21 protein-coding genes are annotated in these 22113 nt (G+C 71.1%); 9 read left to right on the forward strand and 12 right to left on the reverse strand.

What is annotated here, in order from left to right; genetic code table 11:
• Positions 1 to 8: 8 nt before the first annotated feature.
• Complete coding sequence (locus ACSMXR_RS15835; protein ID WP_137234965.1) at positions 9 to 1211, reverse strand: sensor histidine kinase; 1203 nt, start codon at positions 1209 to 1211, stop codon at positions 9 to 11.
• Between the two features lie 96 nt (positions 1212 to 1307).
• Between ACSMXR_RS15835 and ACSMXR_RS15840 the strand changes: the two genes are divergently transcribed.
• Both ACSMXR_RS15840 and ACSMXR_RS15845 read left to right on the forward strand, forming a co-directional pair.
• A complete protein-coding gene (locus ACSMXR_RS15840; RefSeq protein ID WP_473172155.1) occupies positions 1308 to 2309 on the forward strand; it encodes an SAM-dependent methyltransferase in 1002 nt (333 codons plus the stop codon).
• A gap of 58 nt (positions 2310 to 2367) precedes the next feature.
• Positions 2368 to 3510, forward strand: a complete 1143-nt coding sequence (locus ACSMXR_RS15845; RefSeq protein WP_364887243.1) for an NADH-quinone oxidoreductase subunit D — start codon at positions 2368 to 2370, stop codon at positions 3508 to 3510.
• Positions 3511 to 3523: 13 nt separating this feature from the next.
• Here ACSMXR_RS15845 and ACSMXR_RS15850 read toward each other — a convergent pair whose 3' ends face one another.
• From ACSMXR_RS15850 to ACSMXR_RS15865, 4 genes are all read right to left on the reverse strand, one after another.
• The gene (locus ACSMXR_RS15850) at positions 3524 to 4639 is read right to left on the reverse strand and encodes a hypothetical protein (RefSeq protein ID WP_473172156.1); all 1116 of its coding nucleotides are present in this window, start codon (positions 4637 to 4639) and stop codon (positions 3524 to 3526) included.
• A 120-nt stretch (positions 4640 to 4759) separates the two neighbouring features.
• Positions 4760 to 5731, reverse strand: coding sequence for an ABC transporter substrate-binding protein (locus ACSMXR_RS15855; protein ID WP_218525925.1), 972 nt, complete (start codon positions 5729 to 5731; stop codon positions 4760 to 4762).
• Positions 5732 to 5821: 90 nt separating this feature from the next.
• On the reverse strand, positions 5822 to 6496 hold the full coding sequence (locus tag ACSMXR_RS15860; RefSeq protein WP_473172157.1) for an ABC transporter permease: 675 nt from the start codon (positions 6494 to 6496) through the stop codon (positions 5822 to 5824).
• A 3-nt stretch (positions 6497 to 6499) separates the two neighbouring features.
• Positions 6500 to 7243: an ABC transporter permease gene (locus ACSMXR_RS15865; RefSeq protein WP_030087923.1), complete on the reverse strand. Its 744-nt coding sequence runs from the start codon at positions 7241 to 7243 to the stop codon at positions 6500 to 6502.
• 152 nt (positions 7244 to 7395) lie between these two features.
• On the opposite strand from ACSMXR_RS15865, the gene ACSMXR_RS15870 reads away from it, so the two are divergent.
• The gene (locus ACSMXR_RS15870; RefSeq protein WP_137234970.1) at positions 7396 to 8580 is read left to right on the forward strand and encodes an ABC transporter ATP-binding protein; all 1185 of its coding nucleotides are present in this window, start codon (positions 7396 to 7398) and stop codon (positions 8578 to 8580) included.
• A 97-nt stretch (positions 8581 to 8677) separates the two neighbouring features.
• Here the strand turns inward: ACSMXR_RS15870 and ACSMXR_RS15875 are convergent, their stop codons facing one another.
• Positions 8678 to 9799: an alpha/beta hydrolase gene (locus tag ACSMXR_RS15875; protein WP_381854841.1), complete on the reverse strand. Its 1122-nt coding sequence runs from the start codon at positions 9797 to 9799 to the stop codon at positions 8678 to 8680.
• Positions 9800 to 10015: 216 nt separating this feature from the next.
• On the opposite strand from ACSMXR_RS15875, the gene ACSMXR_RS15880 reads away from it, so the two are divergent.
• The 6 genes from ACSMXR_RS15880 (at position 10016) to ACSMXR_RS15905 (ending at position 14947) form a co-directional block, all read left to right on the forward strand.
• Positions 10016 to 11848 (forward strand): phosphatidylglycerol lysyltransferase domain-containing protein, encoded by a 1833-nt coding sequence (locus ACSMXR_RS15880; RefSeq protein ID WP_364887256.1) that lies wholly within the window; start codon positions 10016 to 10018, stop codon positions 11846 to 11848.
• Positions 11849 to 11877: 29 nt separating this feature from the next.
• Positions 11878 to 12738 carry a dihydropteroate synthase gene (gene folP, locus ACSMXR_RS15885; RefSeq protein WP_455711499.1) on the forward strand — a complete coding sequence of 287 codons (861 nt, stop codon included), beginning with the start codon at positions 11878 to 11880 and terminating at the stop codon, positions 12736 to 12738.
• Entirely contained in the window at positions 12735 to 13208 is a 474-nt protein-coding gene (locus tag ACSMXR_RS15890) for a nuclear transport factor 2 family protein (protein ID WP_473172158.1), read from the forward strand. Before folP ends, ACSMXR_RS15890 begins: the two co-directional genes overlap by 4 nt.
• Before the next feature lie 208 nt (positions 13209 to 13416).
• Complete coding sequence (gene folB / locus ACSMXR_RS15895; RefSeq protein ID WP_003968268.1) at positions 13417 to 13776, forward strand: dihydroneopterin aldolase; 360 nt, start codon at positions 13417 to 13419, stop codon at positions 13774 to 13776.
• The gene (gene folK / locus ACSMXR_RS15900; protein WP_473172159.1) at positions 13773 to 14384 is read left to right on the forward strand and encodes a 2-amino-4-hydroxy-6-hydroxymethyldihydropteridine diphosphokinase; all 612 of its coding nucleotides are present in this window, start codon (positions 13773 to 13775) and stop codon (positions 14382 to 14384) included. The genes folB and folK overlap by 4 nt, the downstream gene beginning before the upstream one ends.
• 74 nt (positions 14385 to 14458) lie before the next feature.
• A complete protein-coding gene (locus ACSMXR_RS15905; protein ID WP_137234975.1) occupies positions 14459 to 14947 on the forward strand; it encodes a DUF3180 domain-containing protein in 489 nt (162 codons plus the stop codon).
• 21 nt (positions 14948 to 14968) lie between these two features.
• Here the strand turns inward: ACSMXR_RS15905 and ACSMXR_RS15910 are convergent, their stop codons facing one another.
• The 6 genes from ACSMXR_RS15910 to ACSMXR_RS15935 form a co-directional block, all read right to left on the reverse strand.
• Positions 14969 to 15958, reverse strand: a complete 990-nt coding sequence (locus tag ACSMXR_RS15910; RefSeq protein WP_364887263.1) for a hypothetical protein — start codon at positions 15956 to 15958, stop codon at positions 14969 to 14971.
• Positions 15959 to 16025: 67 nt separating this feature from the next.
• Positions 16026 to 16631 (reverse strand): GTP cyclohydrolase I FolE, encoded by a 606-nt coding sequence (gene folE / locus ACSMXR_RS15915; RefSeq protein WP_018514307.1) that lies wholly within the window; start codon positions 16629 to 16631, stop codon positions 16026 to 16028.
• Positions 16632 to 16794: 163 nt separating this feature from the next.
• Positions 16795 to 18852 (reverse strand): ATP-dependent zinc metalloprotease FtsH, encoded by a 2058-nt coding sequence (gene ftsH, locus ACSMXR_RS15920; RefSeq protein WP_103507671.1) that lies wholly within the window; start codon positions 18850 to 18852, stop codon positions 16795 to 16797.
• 182 nt (positions 18853 to 19034) lie between these two features.
• Positions 19035 to 19574: a hypoxanthine phosphoribosyltransferase gene (hpt, locus tag ACSMXR_RS15925; RefSeq protein WP_003968263.1), complete on the reverse strand. Its 540-nt coding sequence runs from the start codon at positions 19572 to 19574 to the stop codon at positions 19035 to 19037.
• A 98-nt stretch (positions 19575 to 19672) separates the two neighbouring features.
• The gene (gene tilS, locus ACSMXR_RS15930; RefSeq protein ID WP_376184180.1) at positions 19673 to 20785 is read right to left on the reverse strand and encodes a tRNA lysidine(34) synthetase TilS; all 1113 of its coding nucleotides are present in this window, start codon (positions 20783 to 20785) and stop codon (positions 19673 to 19675) included.
• Positions 20786 to 20971: 186 nt separating this feature from the next.
• Positions 20972 to 22105, reverse strand: coding sequence for a zinc-dependent metalloprotease (locus ACSMXR_RS15935; protein ID WP_103508308.1), 1134 nt, complete (start codon positions 22103 to 22105; stop codon positions 20972 to 20974).
• Positions 22106 to 22113 lie beyond the last annotated feature (8 nt).

The raw sequence follows: 22113 nt of genomic DNA on the forward strand, positions 1-22113 counted from the left end.
CGGCCCGGTCAGCCCGGGGGCTTGAGCGGCAGCAGCGCGCTGATCCGGAAGCCGCCGCCGGGCCGGGGACCCGCGTCCAGGGTGCCTCCGACCATGCCGACCCGCTCCCGCATCCCGATCATCCCGTGCCCGGCGCCGTCCGCGCCGCCGTCCTCGTACAGTTCGTGCGCCGCGCCCCGGCCGTCGTCCTCGATCAGCAGCCCGAGGCCGTCGTCGAAGTAGACCAGCCGGACACTGGCCCCGGCGTCGGGCCCGCCGTGCTTGCGGGTGTTCGTCAGGGCTTCCTGCACGACGCGGTACGCGGTCAGCTCCACGCCGCTGGGCAGCGGGCGGGGGGTGCCCTCGACCTTGAAGTCGACCTCCAGACCGGTCTGCCGCACCTGCGCGACCAGGTCCTCGATCTGCTCGACGTCGGGCTGGGGAACGTACTCGCCGCTCTCCGGGGCATCGCCGGTGCGCAGCACCCCGAGCAGCCGGCGCATCTCGGCGAGCGCCTGGCGGCCGGTGCTGGAGATGGTCTCCAGGGCCTGCTTGGCCTGGTCGGGGGCGGCGTCCATGACGTAGGCGGCGCCGTCGGCCTGGACGACCATCACGGACACGTTGTGCGCGACGACGTCGTGCAGTTCGCGGGCGATCCGGGCCCGCTCGGCGGCGACCGCGACCTTGGACTGCGCCTCGCGTTCCCGCTCCAGGCGGGCGGCACGCTCCTCCAGCTGGTCGAAGTAGGCGCGCCGGGTCCGCAGCGAGTCCCCGAGCACCCAGGCCAGCACGAACGGCACGGTCATGATGATCGTCACGAAGATCATCTGCGCCCAGGAGCCCCCGGGCTCGGCCTCCCACCGCAGCTGGGACAGGGCCCCCGCGCTCAGGCTGCAGATCAGGGCGAGCCGGGACGCCCAGCGCTCGCCGACCGTGGCCACGGTGTACGTGATCACCAGCATCGCGAAGTTCCCGATGCCCGGCCGTACGTTGAACACCAGCTGCACGACGCCCACCAGGACGGCGAGCAGCAGCATCTTCTCCGGGGCCCTGCGGCGCAGCGCCACGACCGTGGAGAGCCCCAGCACCACCGGAACGGCGACGATCTCCTCGCGCCCCGCGTCGTACATGCCCGACGCCATCGACACGCCGGAGAGCCCGAGGAGGAAGACGGCCCAGAAGACGTCGACGCCCGTCGGGTGTCTGCGGATGAAATCGTAGAGGCGCTGCACGTAACCCAGCGTAGGGACAGGGGATCGGTGCCCGGGTCAACCGGAGGGTCGATCCGGGTACGGGGACCGTACTCCCCAAGGTGGAGACTTGCCCATGTGACGGACGAGTGGCGTGGGTGGCAGGAGGCGGCTCAGGCCGCCCTGTACGGACATGAGGGCTTCTATCGCAGCCCGCTGCGGAGCCCGGAGGGGCCCGCCGGCCACTTCCGTACGTCGGTCCACGCCTCGCCCCTTTTCGCGGCGGCGGTGGCCCGGCTGCTGACCGGAATCGCACGGGAACTGGCGACCGGCACGGTCGCGCTGGTCGACGTCGGGGCGGGGCGCGGCGAGCTGTTGACCGGAGTGCTGGCCGCGCTGCCGGAAGGGCTGGAGGTGACCCCGTACGCCGTCGAGGTCGCCGCCCGGCCGCCGGGCCTGGACCCCCGGATCGAGTGGTGCGCGGAGCCGCCCTCCGGAACCATCGGGCTGCTGTTCGCCAACGAGTGGCTGGACAACGTTCCGGCGGCGGTGGCGGAGGCGGACGCGGCCGGCGTCCCCCGGTACGTCCAGGTGCGCGCCTCGGACGGCGCGGAGCGGCTCGGCCCCGCGGTGACCGGGGCGGACGCGGCGTGGCTGGAGCGCTGGTGGCCGCTGTCCGCGCCGGGCGAGCGGGCGGAGATCGGGCGCTCCCGGGACGAGGCGTGGGCGGCCGCGGCCGGTTCGCTGGCCGCCGGGCTCGCGGTGGCGGTGGACTACGCGCACGTACGGGACGCCCGGCCGCCCTTCGGGACGCTGACCGGCTTCCGGGACGGGCGCGAGACGCGTCCGGTGCCGGACGGCTCCTGCGATCTGACGGCCCATGTGGCGCTGGACGCCTGCGCGGCGGCGGTGTCCTCGGCCGTACCGCACGCGAGCACCGAACTGACCGACCAGCGGGCGGTGCTGCGCCGCCTGGGCGTCGAGGGCGACCGGCCGCCGCTGAGCCTGGCCGCCACCGATCCGGCGGGCTATGTACGGGCGCTGTCGGCGGCGGGCGAGGCGGCGGAGCTGACCGCCCGCGGCGGCCTCGGCGACTTCGGCTGGCTGCTGCACCGGGTGGGGCTGCCGGAACCCGGGTGACCGCCCTCGTACGGCGGGCGCGGGGAACGGTCCACGGCCGCAGGGAATACTGTCCCGCATGACGGAGACGACGATCGGCATCGGCGGAGCGGCGGAGAGCACCGACATGGTGCTGAACATCGGTCCCCAGCACCCCTCGACGCACGGCGTCCTCCGGCTGCGGATCGTGCTGGACGGCGAGCGCGTCCAGCACGCGGAGCCGGTCATCGGCTATATGCACCGGGGCGCGGAGAAGCTCTTCGAGGCGCGCGACTACCGGCAGATCGTCATGCTCGCCAACCGCCACGACTGGCTCTCCGCGTTCTCCAACGAGCTGGGCGTCGTGATGGCCGTCGAGCGGATGCTCGGCATGGAGGTCCCCGAGCGCGCCGTGTGGACGCGGACGCTGCTCGCCGAGCTGAACCGGGTCCTCAACCACCTGATGTTCCTCGGCTCCTACCCGCTCGAACTCGGCGGCATCACCCCGGTCTTCCACGCCTTCCGGGAGCGCGAGGAGCTCCAGGCGGTGATGGAGGAGGTCTCCGGCGGGCGGATGCACTACATGTTCAACCGGGTGGGGGGCCTGAAGGAGGACCTTCCGGCGGGCTGGGCCGGCCGGGTCCGGGCCGCCGTCGCCTCCGTCCGCTCCCGCATGGACGTGTACGAGAACCTCGTCCTCGGCAACGAGATCTTCCGGGGCCGTACGCGCGACGTGGGCGTGCTGTCCGCCGCGGCGGTGCACGCGTACGGGGTGTCGGGGCCGATCGCCCGCGCCTCGGGCGTCGACTTCGATCTGCGGCGCGACGAGCCGTATCTCGCGTACGGGGAGCTCCAGGACACCCTGAAGGTCGTCACCCGGGCCGAGGGCGACTGCCTGGCCCGCTTCGAGTGCCTGCTGGAGCAGACCCTCAACGCCCTGGACCTGGCCGACGCCTGTCTGGACCGGATGGCCCACCTGGCGCCCGGGCCGATCAACCAGCGGCTGCCCAAGGTGCTCAAGGCCCCGGAGGGCCACACCTACGCCTGGACGGAGAACCCGCTCGGCGTCAACGGCTACTACCTGGTGTCCAAGGGCGAGAAGACGCCCTACCGGCTGAAGCTGCGCTCCGCCTCGTTCAACAACATCCAGGCGCTCACCGAGCTGTTGCCGGGCACCCTGGTCGCCGACATGGTGGCGATCCTGGGCTCGCTGTTCTTCGTCGTCGGGGACATCGACAAGTAGCGGGGGTTCCGCGTCAGGACACCGCGCCGCGCAGCTGCGCCACGTCGATCTGCTCGGTCTCGTCGTGCGCGGTGAGGTCGATGACCTTGCCGACGGCCTGGTTCGGCACCGTTCCCGTGCGGTGGGCGGCGAGCGCCTCCTCGCCGACGACGTCCGCGAGGTCCTCGTTCTGCACGGACTCGATCGCGGCGTTCGCCTTCTGGGCGTTCTGGGTGCCGAAGAAGTCGAAGTTGCCCTGGGGGACCGGCTGGCGGCGCGCGGCGTACGGGACGACGGCCGAGGCGGCCGCGATCGCGCGCGGCACCCGCACCGGCGCGATGGGGGCCGGGGTCTTCGCACTCGGAAGAGCGGCGGCTTCGGTGGCCGGGGTCTCCGCACGCGGAAGGGCTTCGGTGGCCGGGGCGGGCTGGGTGGTCGCGGGGCGGCGGTGCTGGTGGTCCGAGTGCGCGCCCGCCCCGGTGGCCGCCGCGTGCTTCCCCTGCGGGCCCTCCGCCTCCGTGTTCCGGTTCCGGTTCCGGTCCCCGACGGCCAGCTGCCGCTGCCGGACCGCCTCCACCGTCCGACGGGTCTCCTGGAGCGCCGCGTTGCGCGTGAGGTTCTTCAGGGCCTCGTCCGCGCGGCGGTAGGACTCGGGGGTCGGCGTGGACCGCGCGGGCAGCAGCTCCTTGGGGGCCGCGGCCTCGATGGCGAGCTGCCTGCGGCCCTCCAGCGCGCTGGCCCGCTCGGTCTCGGCGTTGGCGTAACGGCGCAGCAGTCCGGCGTGCTCGCCGCGCAGCCCCGCGAGCTCCACGCGCTTGCGGCGGAGCTTGGTCTCCAGACGGGTGCGCAGCTCGCGCGACTCCTCCAGATCCTGCTCCAGCTCGGCTATCCGCTCCTCGGCCCGCCATTCGTCACTGGCGCGGGCCCGGGTCAGCTCGGCGACCCGCAGCCCCGCCGCCCGGTCCCAGCTGCGCATCAGATACGCGCCGGTCACGGCGGCGGCCGCCACGGCGGCCACCAGGCCGCGCAGGACCAGGGGTTCGGCCAGCAGCCAGGCGCCTGCGGCACCGGCGACCGACACTCCCGCCACCACGGAAGGCGGCAGGATTCTGTGGAGGGGCGGCGAATGGCGGTGGCGTCCACGTGGCATGGCCTGAAATTTACCGTGTGTGCGCGCCACTTGGGGGGCCGCCCGGCAATCTGTTCCCCGCCGGTTACCTCGCGGCCCCCCGGAAGCCCTCTCCGCGGCCCTTTGCCTATTGATCGAGAACTACTTCTTGATCAGATCCTTCGACTCCAGATACTCCTTGGCCACATCCGCCGGCTTGGCCCGCTCGGCGTCGACCTTCCGGTTCAGCTCGGCGAGATCCTCCGTGGTGAGCGCCGCGGTGAGCTTGCCCAGCGCGTCGGCGATCTCCGGCGCGCCCGCGTCCTTGGCATTCAGCACGGGAAGGACGTTGTCCGCGTTCTGGAGCTTCTTGTCGTCCTCCAGGAACACCAGCCCGTCCAGCACCGCGTCCGTGGTGGTCGTCAGGACCAGCTGGACCTTGCCGTCACGAACGGCCTGCTTGGACTGCGGGGTGCCGACGCCCTTGGGGTCGATCCCGGTGACGTCGATGCCGTACGTCTTCTTCAGACCGGGTGCGCAGAACGGCCGCACCTCGCACTCGTCGCCCGCCGCGATCTTGACCTTGATCTTCGACTTCCCCAGATCGGAAAGCGTCTTCAGGCTGTTCTTCTCGGCGAATTCCTTCGAGACCGCGAAGGCGTTCTGATCGACGGCCTTCCCGGCGGGGAGAACCGTGAGACCCAGCGGCTCGGCGAGCTGCTTCAGCGCGGAGACCGTCGTCTCGACGTCCCCGGAGGCCACCGGCTTCGCCTGGGCCTCATCGGCCCCGTTGACCTTGGCGTTGAGGAATTCGGCGATCGTGGCCGCGTACTCCGGTACGACGTCGATCTCGCCCTTCTCCAGCGAGGGCTCGTACAGCTCACGGTTCTTCACCGTGGTGATCGAGGTGCTGTATCCGGCGTCGCCCAGGATCTGTGCGTACAGCTCGGCGAGCACCTTGGACTCGGTGAACGAGGCCGAGCCGACGACCAGGGAGCCCTTCTTCCCGTCACCAGCCGAGGAGCCCGAGCCGCCCTTCTCCTTCTCCAGGCTGTCGCCGCCGCAGGCCGCGAGCGACCCGGCCAGCGCCACCATGCCGATGACCGCTCCGGCTATCCGCGAGGTCCTGCTCATAAGTGTTGTTCTCCGTCCGAACAGAAGAAAAGTGACCAGAAGAAAAGTGACCAGAAGAAAGGTGATCGGAAACGAGGCGCTGCGGGACGCTCACGCGGGCCTGCGGCGGCGCAGCGGGGACAGCGCCCGGTCCAGCGCCACCAGCACGCCCTCCACCAGCAGAGCGAGACCGGCGACCAGGACGGCGCCCGCGAAGACCTGGGCGGTGTCGTAGGTGTTGAACCCGGCGGTGATGATCCGGCCCAGACCGCCGAGGCCGACCATCGCGGCGATCGACGCGGTGGCCACGACCTGGACCGCGGCGGACCGCAGCCCGGTCATGATCATCGGGTAGGCGAGCGGCAGCTCGACCCGGAAGAAGAGCTGCCCGCCCGACATCCCCATGCCGCGCGCGGCCTCCACCACCGCCCGGTCCACCTCCCGCATGCCGACATAGGCGTTGGTCAGCAGCGGCGGCACCGCGAACAGCACCAGCGCGATGATCGTGGGCCAGTAGCCGGAGTTACGCAGGGGCGTGACCATGAAGAGAGCCAGCACCGCGAAGACCGGCACGGCCCGCCCCACGTTGGAGATGTTGACCGCGAGCGCCCCGCCCTTGCCTATGTGCCCCAGATACAGGGCGAGCGGCAGGGCGATCGCGCAGGCCACCCCGAGGGCGACCCCGCTGACGTACAGATGCTCGCCGAGCCGGTGCGCGGCCCCGCCGTCCCCCGACCAGTTGGCCCCGGTGGTCAGCCAGGTCCAGGCGTCGCCGATGACTCCCACGGGTCAGCCCACCTCCACCTTCGCCGGGGCGGACGCGGACGCCTCCGCCTTCACCGGGCCGGACGGCGGGACGACCGCCCCGGATATCCGGGTCCAGGGCGTCAGCAGCCGCTGGAGGCCGAGCAGCAGCAGGTCCGCCGCCACCGCGAGCAGCACGCACAGCACCGAGGCGGTGAGCACCTGGGCCTTGAAGAAGCTGGGCAGCGCGTCCTCGATCAGATTGCCGAGGCCGCCCTTGCCGACGAGCGAGCCGACCGTGGTCAGCGCGACCGTCGACACGGTGGCTATCCGCAGCCCCGCCATCACCGCGGGCAGCGCCAGCGGAAGCTCCACCTCCCACAGCAGCCGCGCCGGGCCGTACCCCATACCGCGGGCGGCTTCCCTGGCCTCCTGCGGCACCGCTTCGAGCCCCGCCAGGATGTTGCGCACGAGGATGGTCAGCGAATAGAGCACCAGACCCGTGACGACGAGCGCGGCCGACAGCCCGAACAGGGGCAGCAGCAGCGAGAACATCGCCAGCGAGGGCACGGTGTAGAGCACGGTCGTCAGCCCGAGCACCGGTCCGGCGAACCGCCGGCCCCGGCGGGCGAGCAGCGCCAGCGGAAAGGCGACCGCGAGCCCGATCAGCACCGAGACCACCGTGATCCCGATGTGCTGCACGGTCGCATCGGTCAACTCCTGGCTGCGGGAGCGGAGATACTCCCCGCAGATCCAGTCGTTCGTCACCAGGCAACTCTGCTCGGCCATCCGCCCCTCACCTCCTGCTTTCCTCCCGCCGGAGCGGATCGCCCCGGATCGAACCGATGACTGGCGAGCCTATCCTCGACCACTGACAATCGCGGAGGCTGTCGCATTCCGGCAACATGCCCTTCACAGAACGCCCTCCACAATGGGGAACCATGATCCGTTTCGAGCACGTCACCAAGCGGTACGCCGACGGCACCACCGCCGTCGACGACCTTTCCTTCGAGGTCGCCGAGGGTGAACTGGTCACGCTCGTCGGACCTTCCGGTTGTGGCAAGACGACCACCATGAAGATGGTGAACCGGCTGATCGAACCGACCGAGGGCGGGATATTCCTCGACGGGGACGACATATCCACCATCGACCCCGTCCAACTGCGCCGCCGCATCGGCTATGTGATCCAGCAGGTGGGCCTCTTCCCGCACAAGACCGTGCTGGAGAACACCGCGACCGTTCCCCATCTGCTCGGCTGGAAGCGCGGAAAGGGACGCGAACGCGCCGCCGAACTCCTCGATCTCGTCGGACTCGATCCATCCGTTTATGGCGACCGCTATCCGGAACAGCTTTCCGGCGGCCAGCGTCAACGCGTGGGCGTGGCCCGCGCATTGGCCGCCGATCCGCCCGTTCTCCTGATGGACGAGCCTTTCGGCGCGGTCGATCCGGTCGTCCGCGAACGGCTCCAGAACGAATTCCTGAAACTCCAGGCCCAGGTCCGCAAGACCGTGCTGTTCGTCACCCACGACATCGAGGAGGCCGTCCGCCTCGGCGACCGGATCGCCGTCTACGGGCAGGGCCGCATCGAGCAGTTCGACTCCCCCGCCACCGTGCTCGGCGCCCCCGCGACCCCGTACGTGGCCGACTTCGTCGGCGCGGACCGCGGGCTCAAGCGGCTCTCGGTGACGCCCATCGAGGAGAGCGACCTCGACCAGCCGCCGGTCGTCCACCTCGACGACCCGCTGGCCACCGCCACCGAACGGCTCAGGTCCCAGGGCGCGCGCTGGGCGGTCGTCCTGGACGGCCGGGACAACCTCCACGGCTGGATCCCCGCCGACGCGACCGCCGACGCCACGGCCAAGGGCACCGTCCGCGAACACGCCCGCCGCATGGAGGCCTGGCTTCCGCTCGGCGCGCCCCTCAAGCAGGCCTTCGCCACCATGCTCCAGCACGACGCGGGCTGGATCGCGGTCATCGACAAGGAGAGCGAGGGCCGCTTCCTCGGCGTACTGACCCCCGCCCGGCTGCACGAGGCCCTGCGCCGCTCGATCGACGCGGACGCCCAGGACGTACCGCGCGCCGAGGTCGCCGTGGAGACGGTCGCGACGATCGCTCCGACCGGCTGAGCGACGGCTCTCGGCGCTCGGCTCCCGGCGTTCGGCTCTCGCCGGGCGGGCGCCCCGCTCGCCGACGCGGGCGTTCACCTCTCGCCGACGCGGACGCTCAGTTCTCGCTGAGGCGGGCGCTCAGCCACTCCAGGGCCGGCGGGATCTCCCGCCGCCAGGTCGTGAAGTTGTGCCCGCCGCTGTCCAGCACGATGGACGACACCTTCGCGGGCGCCTTCACCTTCTCGATGAACCTCATCGTTTCGCCGAGGTTGTCCTCGCCCTTCCGCGACGTCGTCACCAGGAACGAACCGCCGGACGGCGGCCGGTTCTCCAGGGTCCACATCAGGTCGGCGCGGTCGCGCAGCTCGCCCTGGCCGTGGAACAGATCGCCCGTCGTCGGGTCCTCGGCGGCCTTGTAGTACGCGGAGAGCCCGGCGCTCGCCGCGTACCGGTCCGGGTGGTGCATCCCGATCTTCAACGCGCAGTAGCCGCCGGTCGAGTTGCCGATGATGCCCCAGTTACGGGCCTTCTTCCCGACCCGGTAGGACCCGGCGATGGCCTCGGGAAGGTCCTTCGCGAAGAACGTCTCGGTCTGCGGGCCCTTCGGAATGTCCACGCACTCGGTGTCCCGGGGCGGCGCGACCGTCGGCCGCAGCATCACCAGGATCATCGGCTGCGCCTTGCCCGCCTTCACCCGCTCGTGCGCGGTCTGCGGATAGCGCAGCCCCTTCAGCAGGTTCTCCGCCGTGCCCGGATAGCCGGTGAGGACCACGACCGCCGGGAACTTCCGCGTGGCGTAGGCCGCCTGGAAGTACTCCGGCGGCAGATAGACGTACGCCGGTGACTCGATGCCCGAGGTCCGCCCCGAGACGACCACCTTGTCGATCCGCCCGCCGACCGCCGGCACCCGGCCGCCCGGCACATCCGGGTGCTGGGTGTCGATCCGCGTCATGTGCCGCGAACCGGGCCCGTCCCCCGCATGGTCGGAGACCACGCCGAGCTCCTGCTGGCGGCCGAAGAGGTCGGCCCAGGAACCGTAGAAGAGGAAGGCGTTGTTGGCCGCCAGACCCACCGCCGCGAACAGCGTCAGCTGGGTCGCCAGGAGCAGCCCGATCCGGCCCGACACCGCGGCGGCGCCGGGCCGGGCCAGGCGCGGCCAGAACCGGACCGTGGCGGCGAAGAGCGCGACGGCCAGCACCGCCACGACGGCGAGGACTGCTGTGCTGGTGAGACCCATGAGTGAGCTTTCTCTGCGATTCCGTACAAGTGACGCGGTGCGAGGAACGGGAGGGGACAGGGAGAAGGACGGGGAGGGGCGGGAAGGTACAGGAGAGGGAAATTTCCGGAATGTGGGTGAACCCTCGCTCCGCAACCCACGTCCTAGAGGGCGCACATCGTCCGTGGGGCTCCGGCCGGCGGACTCAACGAATCTCTCGCGAAGCCACGGGAAACGATGTCTGTCACGCTAGATGGGGATAATTCGGTGTCGGTTCCGCAGCGCGTCCGCCGGTTGTTCCGCGGGCCGCGCCCCGAGTCCGTACCGGCTCTCGTCGGTACCGCCTGCACCGTCGTCGGGCTGATCGACGTCGCCGCCGGGGTCTTCCCCCGCTTCCGGCACAGCAGGATGCACACCCTCGCCGAAGTGCTCCCCGGGGCGCTCGGCCCGTTCGCCGCCGCGCTCTCGCTGAGCGCCGGTGTGCTCCTGCTGCTCCTCGCGCACGGGCTGAAGCGGCACAAGCGGCGGGCCTGGCGGGCGGCGGTGGCGCTGCTGCCCGCGGGGGCCGTGGCGCAGTTCGCGTACCGCCACTCGATCATCGGCGTGCTCGTCTCGCTGACGCTCTGCGCTCTGCTGGTGCGCCACCGGGACCAGTTCCGGGCGCTGCCCGATCCGCGCAGCCGCTGGCGCGCGCTCGCCAACTTCGTCCTCCTGGGCGCCGGTTCGCTGGGGCTCGGGCTGATCATCGTCAGCGTCCACCCCGGCCGGGTCGTCGGCGACCCGTCCATCGCCGACCGCCTCCAGCACGTGCTGTACGGCCTGTTCGGCGTCGAGGGGCCCGTCGACTACGCGGGGCGGACCAGCTGGACGGTGGCGTACTCACTGGGCGCGCTCGGCCTGCTGACCGCCGTCACCACCATCTACCTCGCCTTCCGCCCCGAGCACCCGGCCGCCCGCCTCACCGAGGACGACGAGAGCCGGCTGCGGGCCCTGCTGGAGCAGCACGGCGGCCGGGACTCGCTCGGCCACTTCGCGCTCCGCCGCGACAAGGGCGTCGTCTTCTCCCCCAGCGGCAAGGCGGCCGTCTGCTACCGCGTCGTCTCCGGGGTGATGCTGGCCGGCGGCGACCCCATCGGCGACGTGGAGGCCTGGCCGGGCGCGATCGAGCGCTTCATGGACGAGGCGCAGGCCCACTCCTGGACGCCCGCCGTGATGGGCTGCAGCGAGACCGGCGGCCAGGTCTGGACCCGCGAGACCGGGCTCACCGCCCTGGAACTGGGCGACGAGGCGGTGGTCGACGTGGCGGATTTCTCCCTCGCCGGGCGCGCCATGCGTAACGTGCGCCAGATGGTCAAGCGCATCGAACGCAATGGCTACGAGACCCGGGTCCGGCGGGCACGCGACATCGGCGACACCGAGCTGGACCGGATCCGCCGGGCCGCCGCCGACTGGCGCGGCACCGACACCGAGCGCGGCTTCTCCATGGCGCTCGGCCGGATCGGCGACCCGGCCGACGGCGACTGCGTGATCGCCACCGCCCATCTGCCCGGCTCCGGTACGGAGGACTCCCCGCACGGCGACCTGAAGGCCGTCCTCCACTTCGTCCCCTGGGGGCACGACGGAATGTCCCTGGAGCTGATGCGCCGCGACCGCTCGGCCGACCCCGGCATGAACGAGCTGCTGATCGTCGCCTCGCTCCAAGCCGCCGAGAAGCTCGGCGTCGCCCGGGTCTCGCTGAACTTCGCGATGTTCCGCTCCGCGCTGGCCCGCGGCGAGCGGCTCGGCGCGGGACCGGTGCTGCGCTGCTGGCGGGGGCTGCTGATCTTCCTCTCGCGCTGGTTCCAGATCGAGTCGCTGTACAAGTTCAACGCCAAGTTCAAGCCGCGCTGGGAGCCCCGCTTCGTGGTCTTCCGCACCAGCCGCGACCTGCCCCGCATCGGGATCGCCGCGATGCAGGCCGAGGGCTTCGTGAACTTCTCGCTGCCCCGCCCGTTCCGCCCCCGCAGACGCCGCCCGTGCGGCCACAAGCGGCACACGGCCCCGGAGCAGCACGAGGTGAGCGCGGTATGAGCCGGGCGGACACGCCCTAGTCTGGTCGTATGAGTACGTCACGCGCGCGGGGCACGGTCCGAGGACTGCCGGAGTGGGACCGCTGTGCGGTCATGGGCGTCGTCAACGTGACGCCCGACTCCTTCTCCGACGGCGGCCGCTGGTTCGACACCACGGCCGCGGTCAAACACGGTCTGCACCTGGTCTCCGAGGGCGCGGACCTGGTCGACGTGGGCGGTGAGTCGACCCGCCCCGGCGCCAGCCGGGTGGACGAGGCCGAGGAGCTGCGCCGGGTCGTCCCGGTCGTGCAGGGGCTGGCCTCCGAGGGCGTCACCGTCTCCGTGGACACCATGCGCGCCCGCGTCGCCGAGCAGGCCGTCGCCGCCGGGGCCGTCCTGGTCAACGACGTCAGCGGCGGCCTCGCCGACCCGGACATGATCCCGGCCGTCGCCGCCGCCGAGGTCCCGTTCGTCGTGATGCACTGGCGCGGCTTCAGCGAGTCGATGAACAGCCGCGCGGTGTACGGGGACGTCGTCGCCGAGGTCCTCGACGAGCTGCGGCAGCGGATGGACGCGGTGATCGCGGGCGGGGTCGCCCCGGAGCGCGTCGTGATCGACCCGGGCCTCGGCTTCGCGAAGGACGCCGCCCACGATCTGTCGCTCGTCGCGCACCTGGCCGAGCTGCACACCCTGGGCCGCCCGCTGCTGGTGGCCGCCTCCCGCAAACGTTTCCTCGGCCATGTCCTGGCCGGTACGGGCTCGGCCCCGCCGCCCGCCCGCGAACGCGACGCGGCGACCGCGGCCGTCTCCGCACTGTCCGCGCAGGCCGGCGCCTGGGCCGTACGGGTCCACGAGGTACGGGCCACCGCCGACGCCGTCCGCGTCGCCCGCGCGGTCGAGGGAGCCGCGTGAACGAGGAACACGCACAGGCCGCCGCCGACATCGCGGAGGTCGAGGCGGCCAACACCGGCTTCTACGAGGCGCTGGAACGCGGCGACTACGAGGACCTCTCCGACCGCTGGCTGCCGGGCGAGGCCCTCACCGTCTCCTGCGTCCACCCCGGCTGGCCGGTGCTCACGGGCCGGGGCGAGGTGCTGCGCAGCTACGCCCTGATCATGGCGAACACCGAGTACATCCAGTTCTTCCTCACCGACGTCAACGTCTCGATGACCGGCGACATGGCCCTGGTCACCTGCACCGAGAACATCCTCAGCGGCGGCCCCGCCGAGGACGGCAACGCGCTCGGCCCGCTCGTGGGCCAGCTGGTCGTCGCCACGAACGTGTTCCGGCGCACCGCCGACGGCTGGAAGCTCTGGTCCCACCACGGGTCGCCCGTCCTGACGGAATCCGACGAGGACGACGACGAGGAAACGCCCTCCTGAGGAGGAAACACCCTCCCGAGTGGGTACGGGACCGATAGGGATTGGAACGCCGAACGCCGGGTATGGGCGGCTATCAGCCAGGTGAGGTGCTGTCCATGGCCCCCACGGGCGAGCACTGTCGGTGCTCGCAGGTAGATTCGAAAGAAGGCACCTCGCCGCCCGCACGCGGCCGGGTGCCTCTCGACCAACGACAGCAGGAGTGATTCGCGTGGATCGTGTCGCGCTGCGCGGCCTCAAGGCCCGTGGGCACCACGGTGTCTTCCCCCGGGAGCGGGAAGAGGGCCAGACCTTCATCGTCGACCTGGTGCTCGGCCTCGACACCCGCCCCGCGGCAGCCACCGACGACCTGGCCCGCACCGTGCACTACGGCGTGGTGGCCGAGGAGGTCGTCGACGTGGTGACGGGCGAGCCGGTCGATCTGATCGAGACGCTCGCCGAGCGCATCGCCCAGCAGTGCCTGAAGCACGAAGGCGTCCAGGAGGTCGAGGTGGTGGTGCACAAGCCGGACGCGCCGATCACCGTCCCCTTCGACGACGTGACCATCACCATCACCCGGAGCCGAGCATGACTGCATTTTCCACCGAAGGGCAGAGCGACCCGACCGTACAGCCGGTCCCGACCGCCGTCGTCCGGCAGGTGGACGCGGCGGACGTCACGCTCTCCAACCCCAAGATGGCCGTGATCGCCCTCGGCTCCAACCTGGGCAACCGCCTGGAGACCCTCCAGGGGGCCGTCGACGCCCTGGAGGACACCCCGGGCCTGCGGGTCAAGGCCGTCTCCCCGGTGTACGAGACGGAGCCCTGGGGCGTCGAGGCGGACTCCCAGCCCTCCTACTTCAACGCGGTCATCCTCGTGAAGACGACCCTGCCGCCCGCCTCGCTGCTGGAACGCGGCCAGGCCGTCGAGGAGGCCTTCGACCGGGTCCGCGAGGAGCGCTGGGGCCCGCGCACCATCGACGTCGACATCGTGTCGTACGCCGACGTCCTCTCCGACGACCCGGTGCTCACGCTCCCCCACCCGCGCGCCCACGAGCGGGCCTTCGTGCTCGCCCCCTGGCACGACATGGACCCCGAGGCCCAGCTGCCCGGCGCCGGGCCGGTGTCCCAGCTGCTCGCGGCGGTCGGCCGCGACAGCGTGCTGCCCCGCGCCGACCTGGAACTGCGCCTGCCGGAGTAATCGTTAGGCTCGACGGACGGTGGTCCGGCGCACGGCCGGACCGGGCACAGGCGGCGCGAAGGGCGGCTCACTCGGTGAAGCAACTACGGCTCGGGGTACTGGCGGGCCTCTTCGCCGCCGCCGGTGTCCTCTCCTGGGGCGGAGCCCGCCTCTGGGACTCCTTCGGCACCCTGCCGAGCGTCCCGCTGGCCGCGTCGATCGTGCTCGCCGTGATCGCGGTGATCCTCCTCGCGACCGCCCTCTCCACCCGCACCCGCCTCCGCGCCCAACGCGAACGCCGCCCCGGCGCCAAGGGCGTGGAGCCCCTGTTCGCGGCCCGCGCGGTCGTCTTCGGCCAGGCGAGCGCCCTGGTGGCCGCCCTGGTCGCCGGTATGTACGGCGGCACGGGCGTCTTCCTCCTGAGCTACCTCGACATCCCGCCCCGCCGCGACCAGGCGATCTACGCGGGCGCGGCGGTGATCGCCGCCATCGGCGTCATCGCGGCCGCCCTCTTCCTGGAACGCGTCTGCCGCCTCCCGGAGAACGGCAACGACCACGACGGCACGGGCACGGCGGCGGCGTAACGCGGGAGACGGGCCGGCCGGTCACGCCGCCGCGCGGACCAGATGCCCGCTGACCAGGAACGTGGGATGCGGTCGGAGCCGGTATCCGTACAGGGTGAACGGCTTGCCGGGCGCGGGGCGGGGTCGCACGGACTCGACGGTCACCCAGCCGGCTTCCACGGGATCGGCGTCGTGATGCTCCGGCCGGAACGTGCCGCGGGCCGCCCAGCGGTCCACGACGATCAGGTGCGACGCGAGGCCCTTCCTCGCGGGGGTGAACCGTGCGCCGATGATCTCGGCGAGGTCGACGAGGAACGGCACGTTGGCGCTGACCAGGGTCCGGCCGGCCCAGTGCCTGGCACGGCACCCGTCACCGTCCGCGTACCCGTCGAGGAAACCGTCGAAGACCTCGCGGTCCCGCAGCACGACCCGGGGAAACGCCTGCCTCATGTGGTGCGCGTCGCCGCCGGCGTACTGGCGCAGGGCATCGGCGAGGTAGGAGGACACCACCCGGACCCGGAAGCCCGGGACGTCCCGACCCAGGTACCCGGAGGGCCGCACGACGGGCTGAAGCCGTGCTTCCAGACCCGTCGCCTCTGTGAGACACCTCGCGTAGCGGGTGGCGAACGCCTCGTCGTTCACGACGAGCGAGACGTAGTTCTTGCCCACCGTGCCGTCCGCGCAGGTGGCCCCCACGAAATAGCCGAACGCGTATCCCATGCGGAACGTGAGCCGTTCGCGGCAGAGCTTACGCGCGTGAGTCCACGCGACGGTTCTGCCTGTCGCGTCCTCGGCACGGGTCCAGCCGTCCGGCGTGGCCAGCAGAAAGTCCCCGGAGACCGTGAAAGCCGCATGGCTCGTGACGACCTCCACAGCCGCTCTCGCCTTGCCGGCCGTGACGTCCGTGACCGTCGTCTGTGCCGCGCGGGGCCCGTCCAGCGTCCACAGCCTGGTGCCGACGGCGATCTCCCGCGCCTGCAGACGCCCTCCCACCGCGTTCACGGTCTGCTTGCTCGGTAAGCCATCGATCATGCGGCGCTCCTCGGCCTGTTCACCATCACAGGCCGAGGAGCGTATCGGGCACCACCGACAAAGCGGTCTAGCGCGCCAATATGAGGCTCATCGCCTCGGCGCGGGTCGAAGCATCGCGCAGCTGTCCGCGTACGGCCGACGTCGTGGTCTTCGCCCCGGGCTTGCGGATGCCCCGTACCGACATGCACATGTGCTCGGCCTCGATCACCACGATCGCGCCCCGCGCCTCCAGGATCCGCATGAGCGAGTCCGCCACCTGTGTGGTGAGACGTTCCTGTACCTGGGGCCTGCGGGCGAAGACGTCCACCAAGCGAGCCAGCTTCGACAGACCGGTGATCTTCCCCGTGTCGGCCGGGATGTACCCGACGTGTGCGACACCGTGGAAGGGCAGGAGGTGGTGTTCGCAGAGCGACATGATCTCGATGTCCTTCACCAGGACCATCTCGTCGTGCCCGAGGTCGAAGGTCGTGGTGAGCACGTCCTCGGGCTCCTGGCGCAGACCGGCCAGAATCTCCTTGTACGCCCGCGCCACCCGCCCCGGCGTCTCCCGCAGGCCCTCGCGGTCCGGGTCCTCTCCGACGGCGATCAGCAGTTCGCGTACGGCCGCCTCGGCCCGCTTCTCGTCGAATTCGCCGATCGAACCCTGGCCGTCCAGCGTCACCGGGTCGGTCATCTGTGCCTCGTTCCTCTGTGCTGTCCGATGCGCGGATTGCGCTCGGACCTCGCAGGCATACGGAAAAGCCGCGCCCCCACAGGCTAAAACCTGGGGGGCGCGGCATCCATTCCGGGACCGGGTCGGCCCCCGTGACGGGGGTCTCACCGGAGTCGGTCCGGGGCTAGCTCTCGGGACGGTCCTCGGGGATCGCCTCGGTGGACGGGGCGATGTCCTTCGTCAGGTCCGTCGGGGCGATCTCCGGCGGGGTGGCCGAGCCGTTGGCGACCGAGGCGCCGTTGGTGAGGGCCAGCTCCTTGGGAGAGAGGACCGGGGGCCGCGTCGACGGGGTGCGTCGGGCGGATCCCGTCCATGCCGGGCGGGCGGGGCGCTTCACGATCGGGGCGAAGATCTCCGCGATCTCGTCCTTGCCCAGCGTCTCCTTCTCCAGGAGTTCGAGCACCAGGGTGTCGAGGATGTCGCGGTTCTCGACGAGGATCTCCCACGCGTCGTTGTGGGCGGTCTCGATGAGCTTCTTGACCTCCTCGTCGACCAGTGCCGCGACCTCTTCCGAGTAGTCGCGCTGGTGGCCCATCTCGCGGCCCAGGAAGGGCTCCGAGTTGTCGCCGCCGAACTTGATCGCGCCGAGGCGCTCCGTCATGCCGTACTGCGTGACCATCGCGCGGGCCGTTGCCGTGGCCTTCTCGATGTCGTTCGCCGCGCCGGTGGTCGGGTCGTGGAAGACCAGCTCCTCGGCCGCACGCCCGCCCAGCATGTACGCCAGCTGGTCGAGCATCTCGTTGCGGGTCGTGGAGTACTTGTCCTCCTCCGGGAGCACCATCGTGTAACCGAGGGCGCGGCCGCGGGAGAGGATCGTGATCTTGTGGACCGGGTCCGACTGGGGGGAGGCCGCCGCGACCAGGGCGTGTCCGCCCTCGTGGTACGCGGTGATCTTCTTTTCCTTCTCGGACATGATCCGGGTCCGCTTCTGCGGGCCCGCCACGACACGGTCGATCGCCTCGTCGAGGCTCTCGTTGTCGATGAGCTTCTTGTTGCTGCGCGCCGTCAGGAGCGCGGCCTCGTTCAGCACGTTCGACAGGTCGGCACCGGTGAAGCCGGGCGTGCGCCGGGCGACGGCGCCGAGGTCGACGCCCTCCGCTACGGGCTTGCCCTTCTGGTGCACCTTGAGGATCTCCAGGCGGCCCTGCATGTCCGGGCGGTCGACCGCGATCTGCCGGTCGAAACGTCCCGGGCGCAGCAGCGCCGGGTCGAGGATGTCCGGGCGGTTCGTGGCGGCGATCAGGATGACGCCGCCCTTCACGTCGAATCCGTCCATCTCGACGAGCAGCTGGTTGAGGGTCTGCTCGCGCTCGTCGTGACCGCCGCCCATGCCGGCGCCGCGGTGGCGGCCGACGGCGTCGATCTCGTCGACGAAGACGATCGCCGGGGCGTTCGCCTTGGCCTGCTCGAAGAGGTCGCGCACTCGGGAGGCGCCGACGCCGACGAACATCTCGACGAAGTCGGAACCGGAGATCGAGTAGAACGGCACGCCCGCTTCGCCGGCGACGGCGCGTGCGAGCAGCGTCTTGCCCGTACCGGGCGGCCCGTAGAGCAGGACGCCCTTGGGGATCTTGGCGCCGACGGCCTGGAACTTCGCCGGCTCCTGGAGGAACTCCTTGATCTCGTGGAGCTCTTCGACCGCCTCGTCGGACCCCGCCACATCGGCGAAGGTCGTCTTGGGGGTGTCCTTGGTGATCAGCTTGGCCTTGGACTTGCCGAACTGCATGACCTTGGAACCGCCGCCCTGCATCTGATTCATCAGAAACAGGAAGACGACCACGATGAGGACGAAGGGCAGCAGCGAGAGGAGGATCGAGACGAACGGGGACTGCTTCGACGGCGAGATGGTGTAACCCTTCTCGATGTCACCCGCCTCGAACTTCGTCTGCAGCGTGTCGGCGAGCTCGACACCCTGGTTGCCGATGTAGCTCGCCTGGAACTTGCTGCCGGACTCGCCTTCGAGCTTCTGACCCTTCTTCAGCTCGATCTTGACCATTTGTTCGTCACCGGTGGTCAGCTTGGCCTGCTCCACCTGGTCCTTGCTGATCGCCTGGATCACCTTGCCGGTGTCCACCGTCTTGTGGCCGCCCGACGAGCCGACGACCTGCATCAACACGACCACGGCGAGGACGGCCAGCACGATCCACATGACCGGCCCACGGAAGTATCGCTTCACGTCCATCCATACGGAGCGAAGACGCCCCGTCCCTCCTGCCCGTAGGTAAATGCTGCTGTTTGAAAAGACTGTTCTTCGGACGGTACCCCAGCATCGTCACCCGCGACTGCCGGGTACGGCGGAGAAACCTGCTTTCGAAGCTCCAACGGCCCGAGGGCAGTGAGGGTTCCCCGGCGGGTCTGCCGGGGTCAGCCGCCGTAGACGTGCGGGGCGAGCGTGCCGACGAAGGGCAGGTTGCGGTACTTCTCCGCGTAGTCCAGCCCGTAGCCGACGACGAACTCGTTGGGGATGTCGAAACCGATCCACTTCACATCGATCGCGACCTTTGCGGCATCCGGCTTGCGCAGCAGGGTGCAGACCTCCAGCGAGGCCGGCTCCCGGGAGCCCAGGTTGGACAGCAGCCAGGACAGCGTCAGACCGGAGTCGATGATGTCCTCGACGATCAGGACGTGCTTGCCCTTGATGTCGGTGTCGAGGTCCTTGAGGATCCGGACGACGCCGGAGGACTGGGTGCCCGCTCCGTACGAGGAGACGGCCATCCAGTCCATCGTGACGGGGGTGGACAGCGCGCGCGCCAGGTCCGCCATGACCATCACCGCGCCCTTGAGCACGCCGACGATGAGCAGGTCCTTGCCCGCGTACTCCGCGTCGATCTTCGCGGCCAGCTCGACGAGCTTCGCGTCGATCTCTTCCTTGGTGAGGAGCACCGACTGAAGGTCGGTACCCATGTCCTTCTCGTTCACCCACGTCTCTTTCTCTGCCTGCCGGCCCGGGAAGGCGCCCCGGGCCGGGCCGGCTGTTCGCCTGCACTTCAGCCGCTTGCGCGTCAGCTCTGCCGAATGACCAGTCTGCCACCCTGCCGCATCGCTTCGACGCGGCCGGGCAGGTTGATGGCGCGCTGGCCGCGCCAGCCGGTGATCAGGCGGTCGACTTCTTCGAGGTGCCGGGCGAAGAGCGATCCGGCGGGCGCCCCGGCCTCGATCAGTGCGCGGCGCAGCACCCGGCGGCGTACGGCGGGGGGCAGGACGTAGAGCTTGGCGCACTCCAGCCGGCCGGTGTCGTCGCGTACGGAGAGCTCGGCCTCGGCGGCCCAGGTGTCCAGGGCGTCGGCGTCGTCGCGGGAGAGCTGGGCGGTGCGGGCGAGGGCTTCGACGACGCCTTTGCCGAGCGCCTTCTCCAGGGCGGGCAGGCCTTCGTGGCGGAGCCGGGAGCGGGTGTAGGCGGGGTCGATGTTGTGCGGGTCGTCCCAGACGGGCAGCGACTGGACCAGGCAGGCCTTGCGGGCGGTCTGCCGGTCGAGCTGGAGGAAGGGGCGGCGGTAGCGGCCGGCCGGTCCGGAGGCGGCGGCCATGCCGGAGAGCGAGCGGATGCCGGAGCCGCGGGCGAGGCCGAGGAGGACGGTCTCGGCCTGGTCGTCGCGGGTGTGGCCGAGCAGGACGGCGGCGGCGCCGTGGCGTTCGGCGGCGGCGTCCAGCGCGGCGTAGCGGGCGTCGCGGGCGGCGGCCTCGGGGCCGCCCTCGCGTCCGACGTGCACGGCGACGGCCTCGACGGGGTCGAGGTCCATGGCGGTGAGCCGGGTGACGACTTCGGCGGCGCGGAGATCGGATCCCGGCTGGAGGTTGTGGTCGACGGTGATGCCGCCGGCCCGGACGTCGAGTTTGCGGGCCTCGAACGCGAGGGCGGAGGCGAGCGCCATGGAGTCGGCGCCGCCGGAGCAGGCGACGAGGACGAGCGGGGTGTCGGGCCGTTCGGGGAGGGCGGTGCGGGGGGCGCCCGCGGTGCCGGCCTCGGCGTAGTGGGAGCGGGCGGCGTGCGCGGGGCGCCTGGCCGCTTCGGCGGGCCGTTCGTGGTCGGCGTGCCGGTGGAATTCGGTGAGTACGTCGTGGAGTACGCGGCGGACCGCCAGGCGTATCGCCGCGACCGCAGGATGGGGACCCATGTCCGGTGCCCTTCGTGGAGTTCGGGAGGAGCGTCGAGCGCCGGAACGCGTGAGTCCCGTCACTCAGAGTGCGTCGATGGTGACAGAGGCAAGCTGTTCATCGAGCATTGCACGCCTTCCCATGCCCCTATGGTCCCTCGGATGGGTGATTGGAGGGCCAATTTGGGTCCGCGGACCGCCTGATGGTCAGGATTCGGCCTTACGGTGCACCCGCGCGACCCAGTCGGCGGGCTTGGCGATCTCGGCCTTGGTCGGCAGGGTGTTCGGTGAGGTCCAGACGCGGTTGAAGCCGTCCATGCCGACCTCTTCGACGACCGATCGTACGAACTTCTCGCCGTCCTTGTACTGCCGGAGCTTGGCGTCCAGGCCGAGGAGTTTGCGCAGGGCCTGGTCGAGGCGGCCGGCGCCCTGGGCGCGGCGCTGCTGAAACTTCTCGCGGATCTCGGAGACGGAGCCGACGACGTCGGGGCCCACGCCGTCCATCACGTAGTCCGCGTGGCCCTCCAGGAGGGACATGACGGCGGTGAGGCGGCCGAGCACCTCGCGCTGGGCGGGGGTCTGGACGATGTCGACGAGGCTGCGGCTGTCGCTCTCGCCCTGTTCGCCCTCGGGGCGGCCGCCGGAGAGCGACTGGGCGGCTTCGCGGAGGCGTTCCACGAAGGTCATCGGGTCGACGTCGGTCTCGTCGAGGAACGTCTGGATCTCGCCCTGGAGGTGGTCGCGGAGCCAGGGCACGCCGGTGAACTGGGTGCGGTGGGTCTCCTCGTGGAGGGCGACCCAGAGCCGGAAGTCGTGCGGGTCGACGTCCAGCTCGCGTTCGACGTGGACGATGTTCGGGGCGACGAGGAGCAGTCGGCCGCCGCCGTTCGCGGAGGCGGGCAGGTCTCTGGTGGCGGGGGCGAAGGTCTCGTACTGGCCGAGCACCCGGGAGGCGAGGAACGAGAGCAGCATGCCCAGCTCGACGCCGGTGACCTTGCCGCCGACCGCGCCGAGGACGGCGCCGCCGGGTCCGCCGGAGCGGCGGCTCTCCATCTTGGTGAGCAGGGGGCGCAGCAGTTCGCGGAAGCCGGCGACGTTGGCCCTGATCCAGCCGGGGCGGTCGACGACGAGGACGGGGGTGTCCTCGGGTTCGGTGCCCTCGGGGATCATCCGGGTGAAGAGCCGGACGTGTTCCTCCGAGGCCTTGGCGTGCCGCCGGAGCTCCGCGACGACGGCGCGGGCCTCCTCGCGGCTGATGTCGGGCCCGGGCCGCACGAGCCGGGTCGCGGTCGCCACCGCGAGATTCCAGTCGACCATCTCGGCACCACCGATGCTCGTCATGCGTCAAC

It is taken from the genome of Streptomyces sp. DSM 106670 (genome assembly GCF_055792845.1).

Excerpts from the sequence above, each read along its gene's own strand:
- ACSMXR_RS15845 (WP_364887243.1), top strand. The coding sequence starts at position 2,368 with ATGACGGAGACGACGATCGGCATCGGCGGAGCGGCGGAGAGCACCGAC.
- ACSMXR_RS15850 (WP_473172156.1), bottom strand. The coding sequence starts at position 4,639 with ATGCCACGTGGACGCCACCGCCATTCGCCGCCCCTCCACAGAATCCTG.
- ACSMXR_RS15855 (WP_218525925.1), bottom strand. The coding sequence starts at position 5,731 with ATGAGCAGGACCTCGCGGATAGCCGGAGCGGTCATCGGCATGGTGGCG.
- ACSMXR_RS15865 (WP_030087923.1), bottom strand. The coding sequence starts at position 7,243 with ATGGCCGAGCAGAGTTGCCTGGTGACGAACGACTGGATCTGCGGGGAG.
- ACSMXR_RS15870 (WP_137234970.1), top strand. The coding sequence starts at position 7,396 with ATGATCCGTTTCGAGCACGTCACCAAGCGGTACGCCGACGGCACCACC.
- ACSMXR_RS15875 (WP_381854841.1), bottom strand. The coding sequence starts at position 9,799 with ATGGGTCTCACCAGCACAGCAGTCCTCGCCGTCGTGGCGGTGCTGGCC.
- ACSMXR_RS15880 (WP_364887256.1), top strand. The coding sequence starts at position 10,016 with ATGTCTGTCACGCTAGATGGGGATAATTCGGTGTCGGTTCCGCAGCGC.
- folP (WP_455711499.1), top strand. The coding sequence starts at position 11,878 with ATGAGTACGTCACGCGCGCGGGGCACGGTCCGAGGACTGCCGGAGTGG.
- folK (WP_473172159.1), top strand. The coding sequence starts at position 13,773 with ATGACTGCATTTTCCACCGAAGGGCAGAGCGACCCGACCGTACAGCCG.
- ACSMXR_RS15910 (WP_364887263.1), bottom strand. The coding sequence starts at position 15,958 with ATGATCGATGGCTTACCGAGCAAGCAGACCGTGAACGCGGTGGGAGGG.
- folE (WP_018514307.1), bottom strand. The coding sequence starts at position 16,631 with ATGACCGACCCGGTGACGCTGGACGGCCAGGGTTCGATCGGCGAATTC.
- ftsH (WP_103507671.1), bottom strand. The coding sequence starts at position 18,852 with ATGGACGTGAAGCGATACTTCCGTGGGCCGGTCATGTGGATCGTGCTG.
- hpt (WP_003968263.1), bottom strand. The coding sequence starts at position 19,574 with ATGGGTACCGACCTTCAGTCGGTGCTCCTCACCAAGGAAGAGATCGAC.
- tilS (WP_376184180.1), bottom strand. The coding sequence starts at position 20,785 with ATGGGTCCCCATCCTGCGGTCGCGGCGATACGCCTGGCGGTCCGCCGC.
- ACSMXR_RS15935 (WP_103508308.1), bottom strand. The coding sequence starts at position 22,105 with ATGACGAGCATCGGTGGTGCCGAGATGGTCGACTGGAATCTCGCGGTG.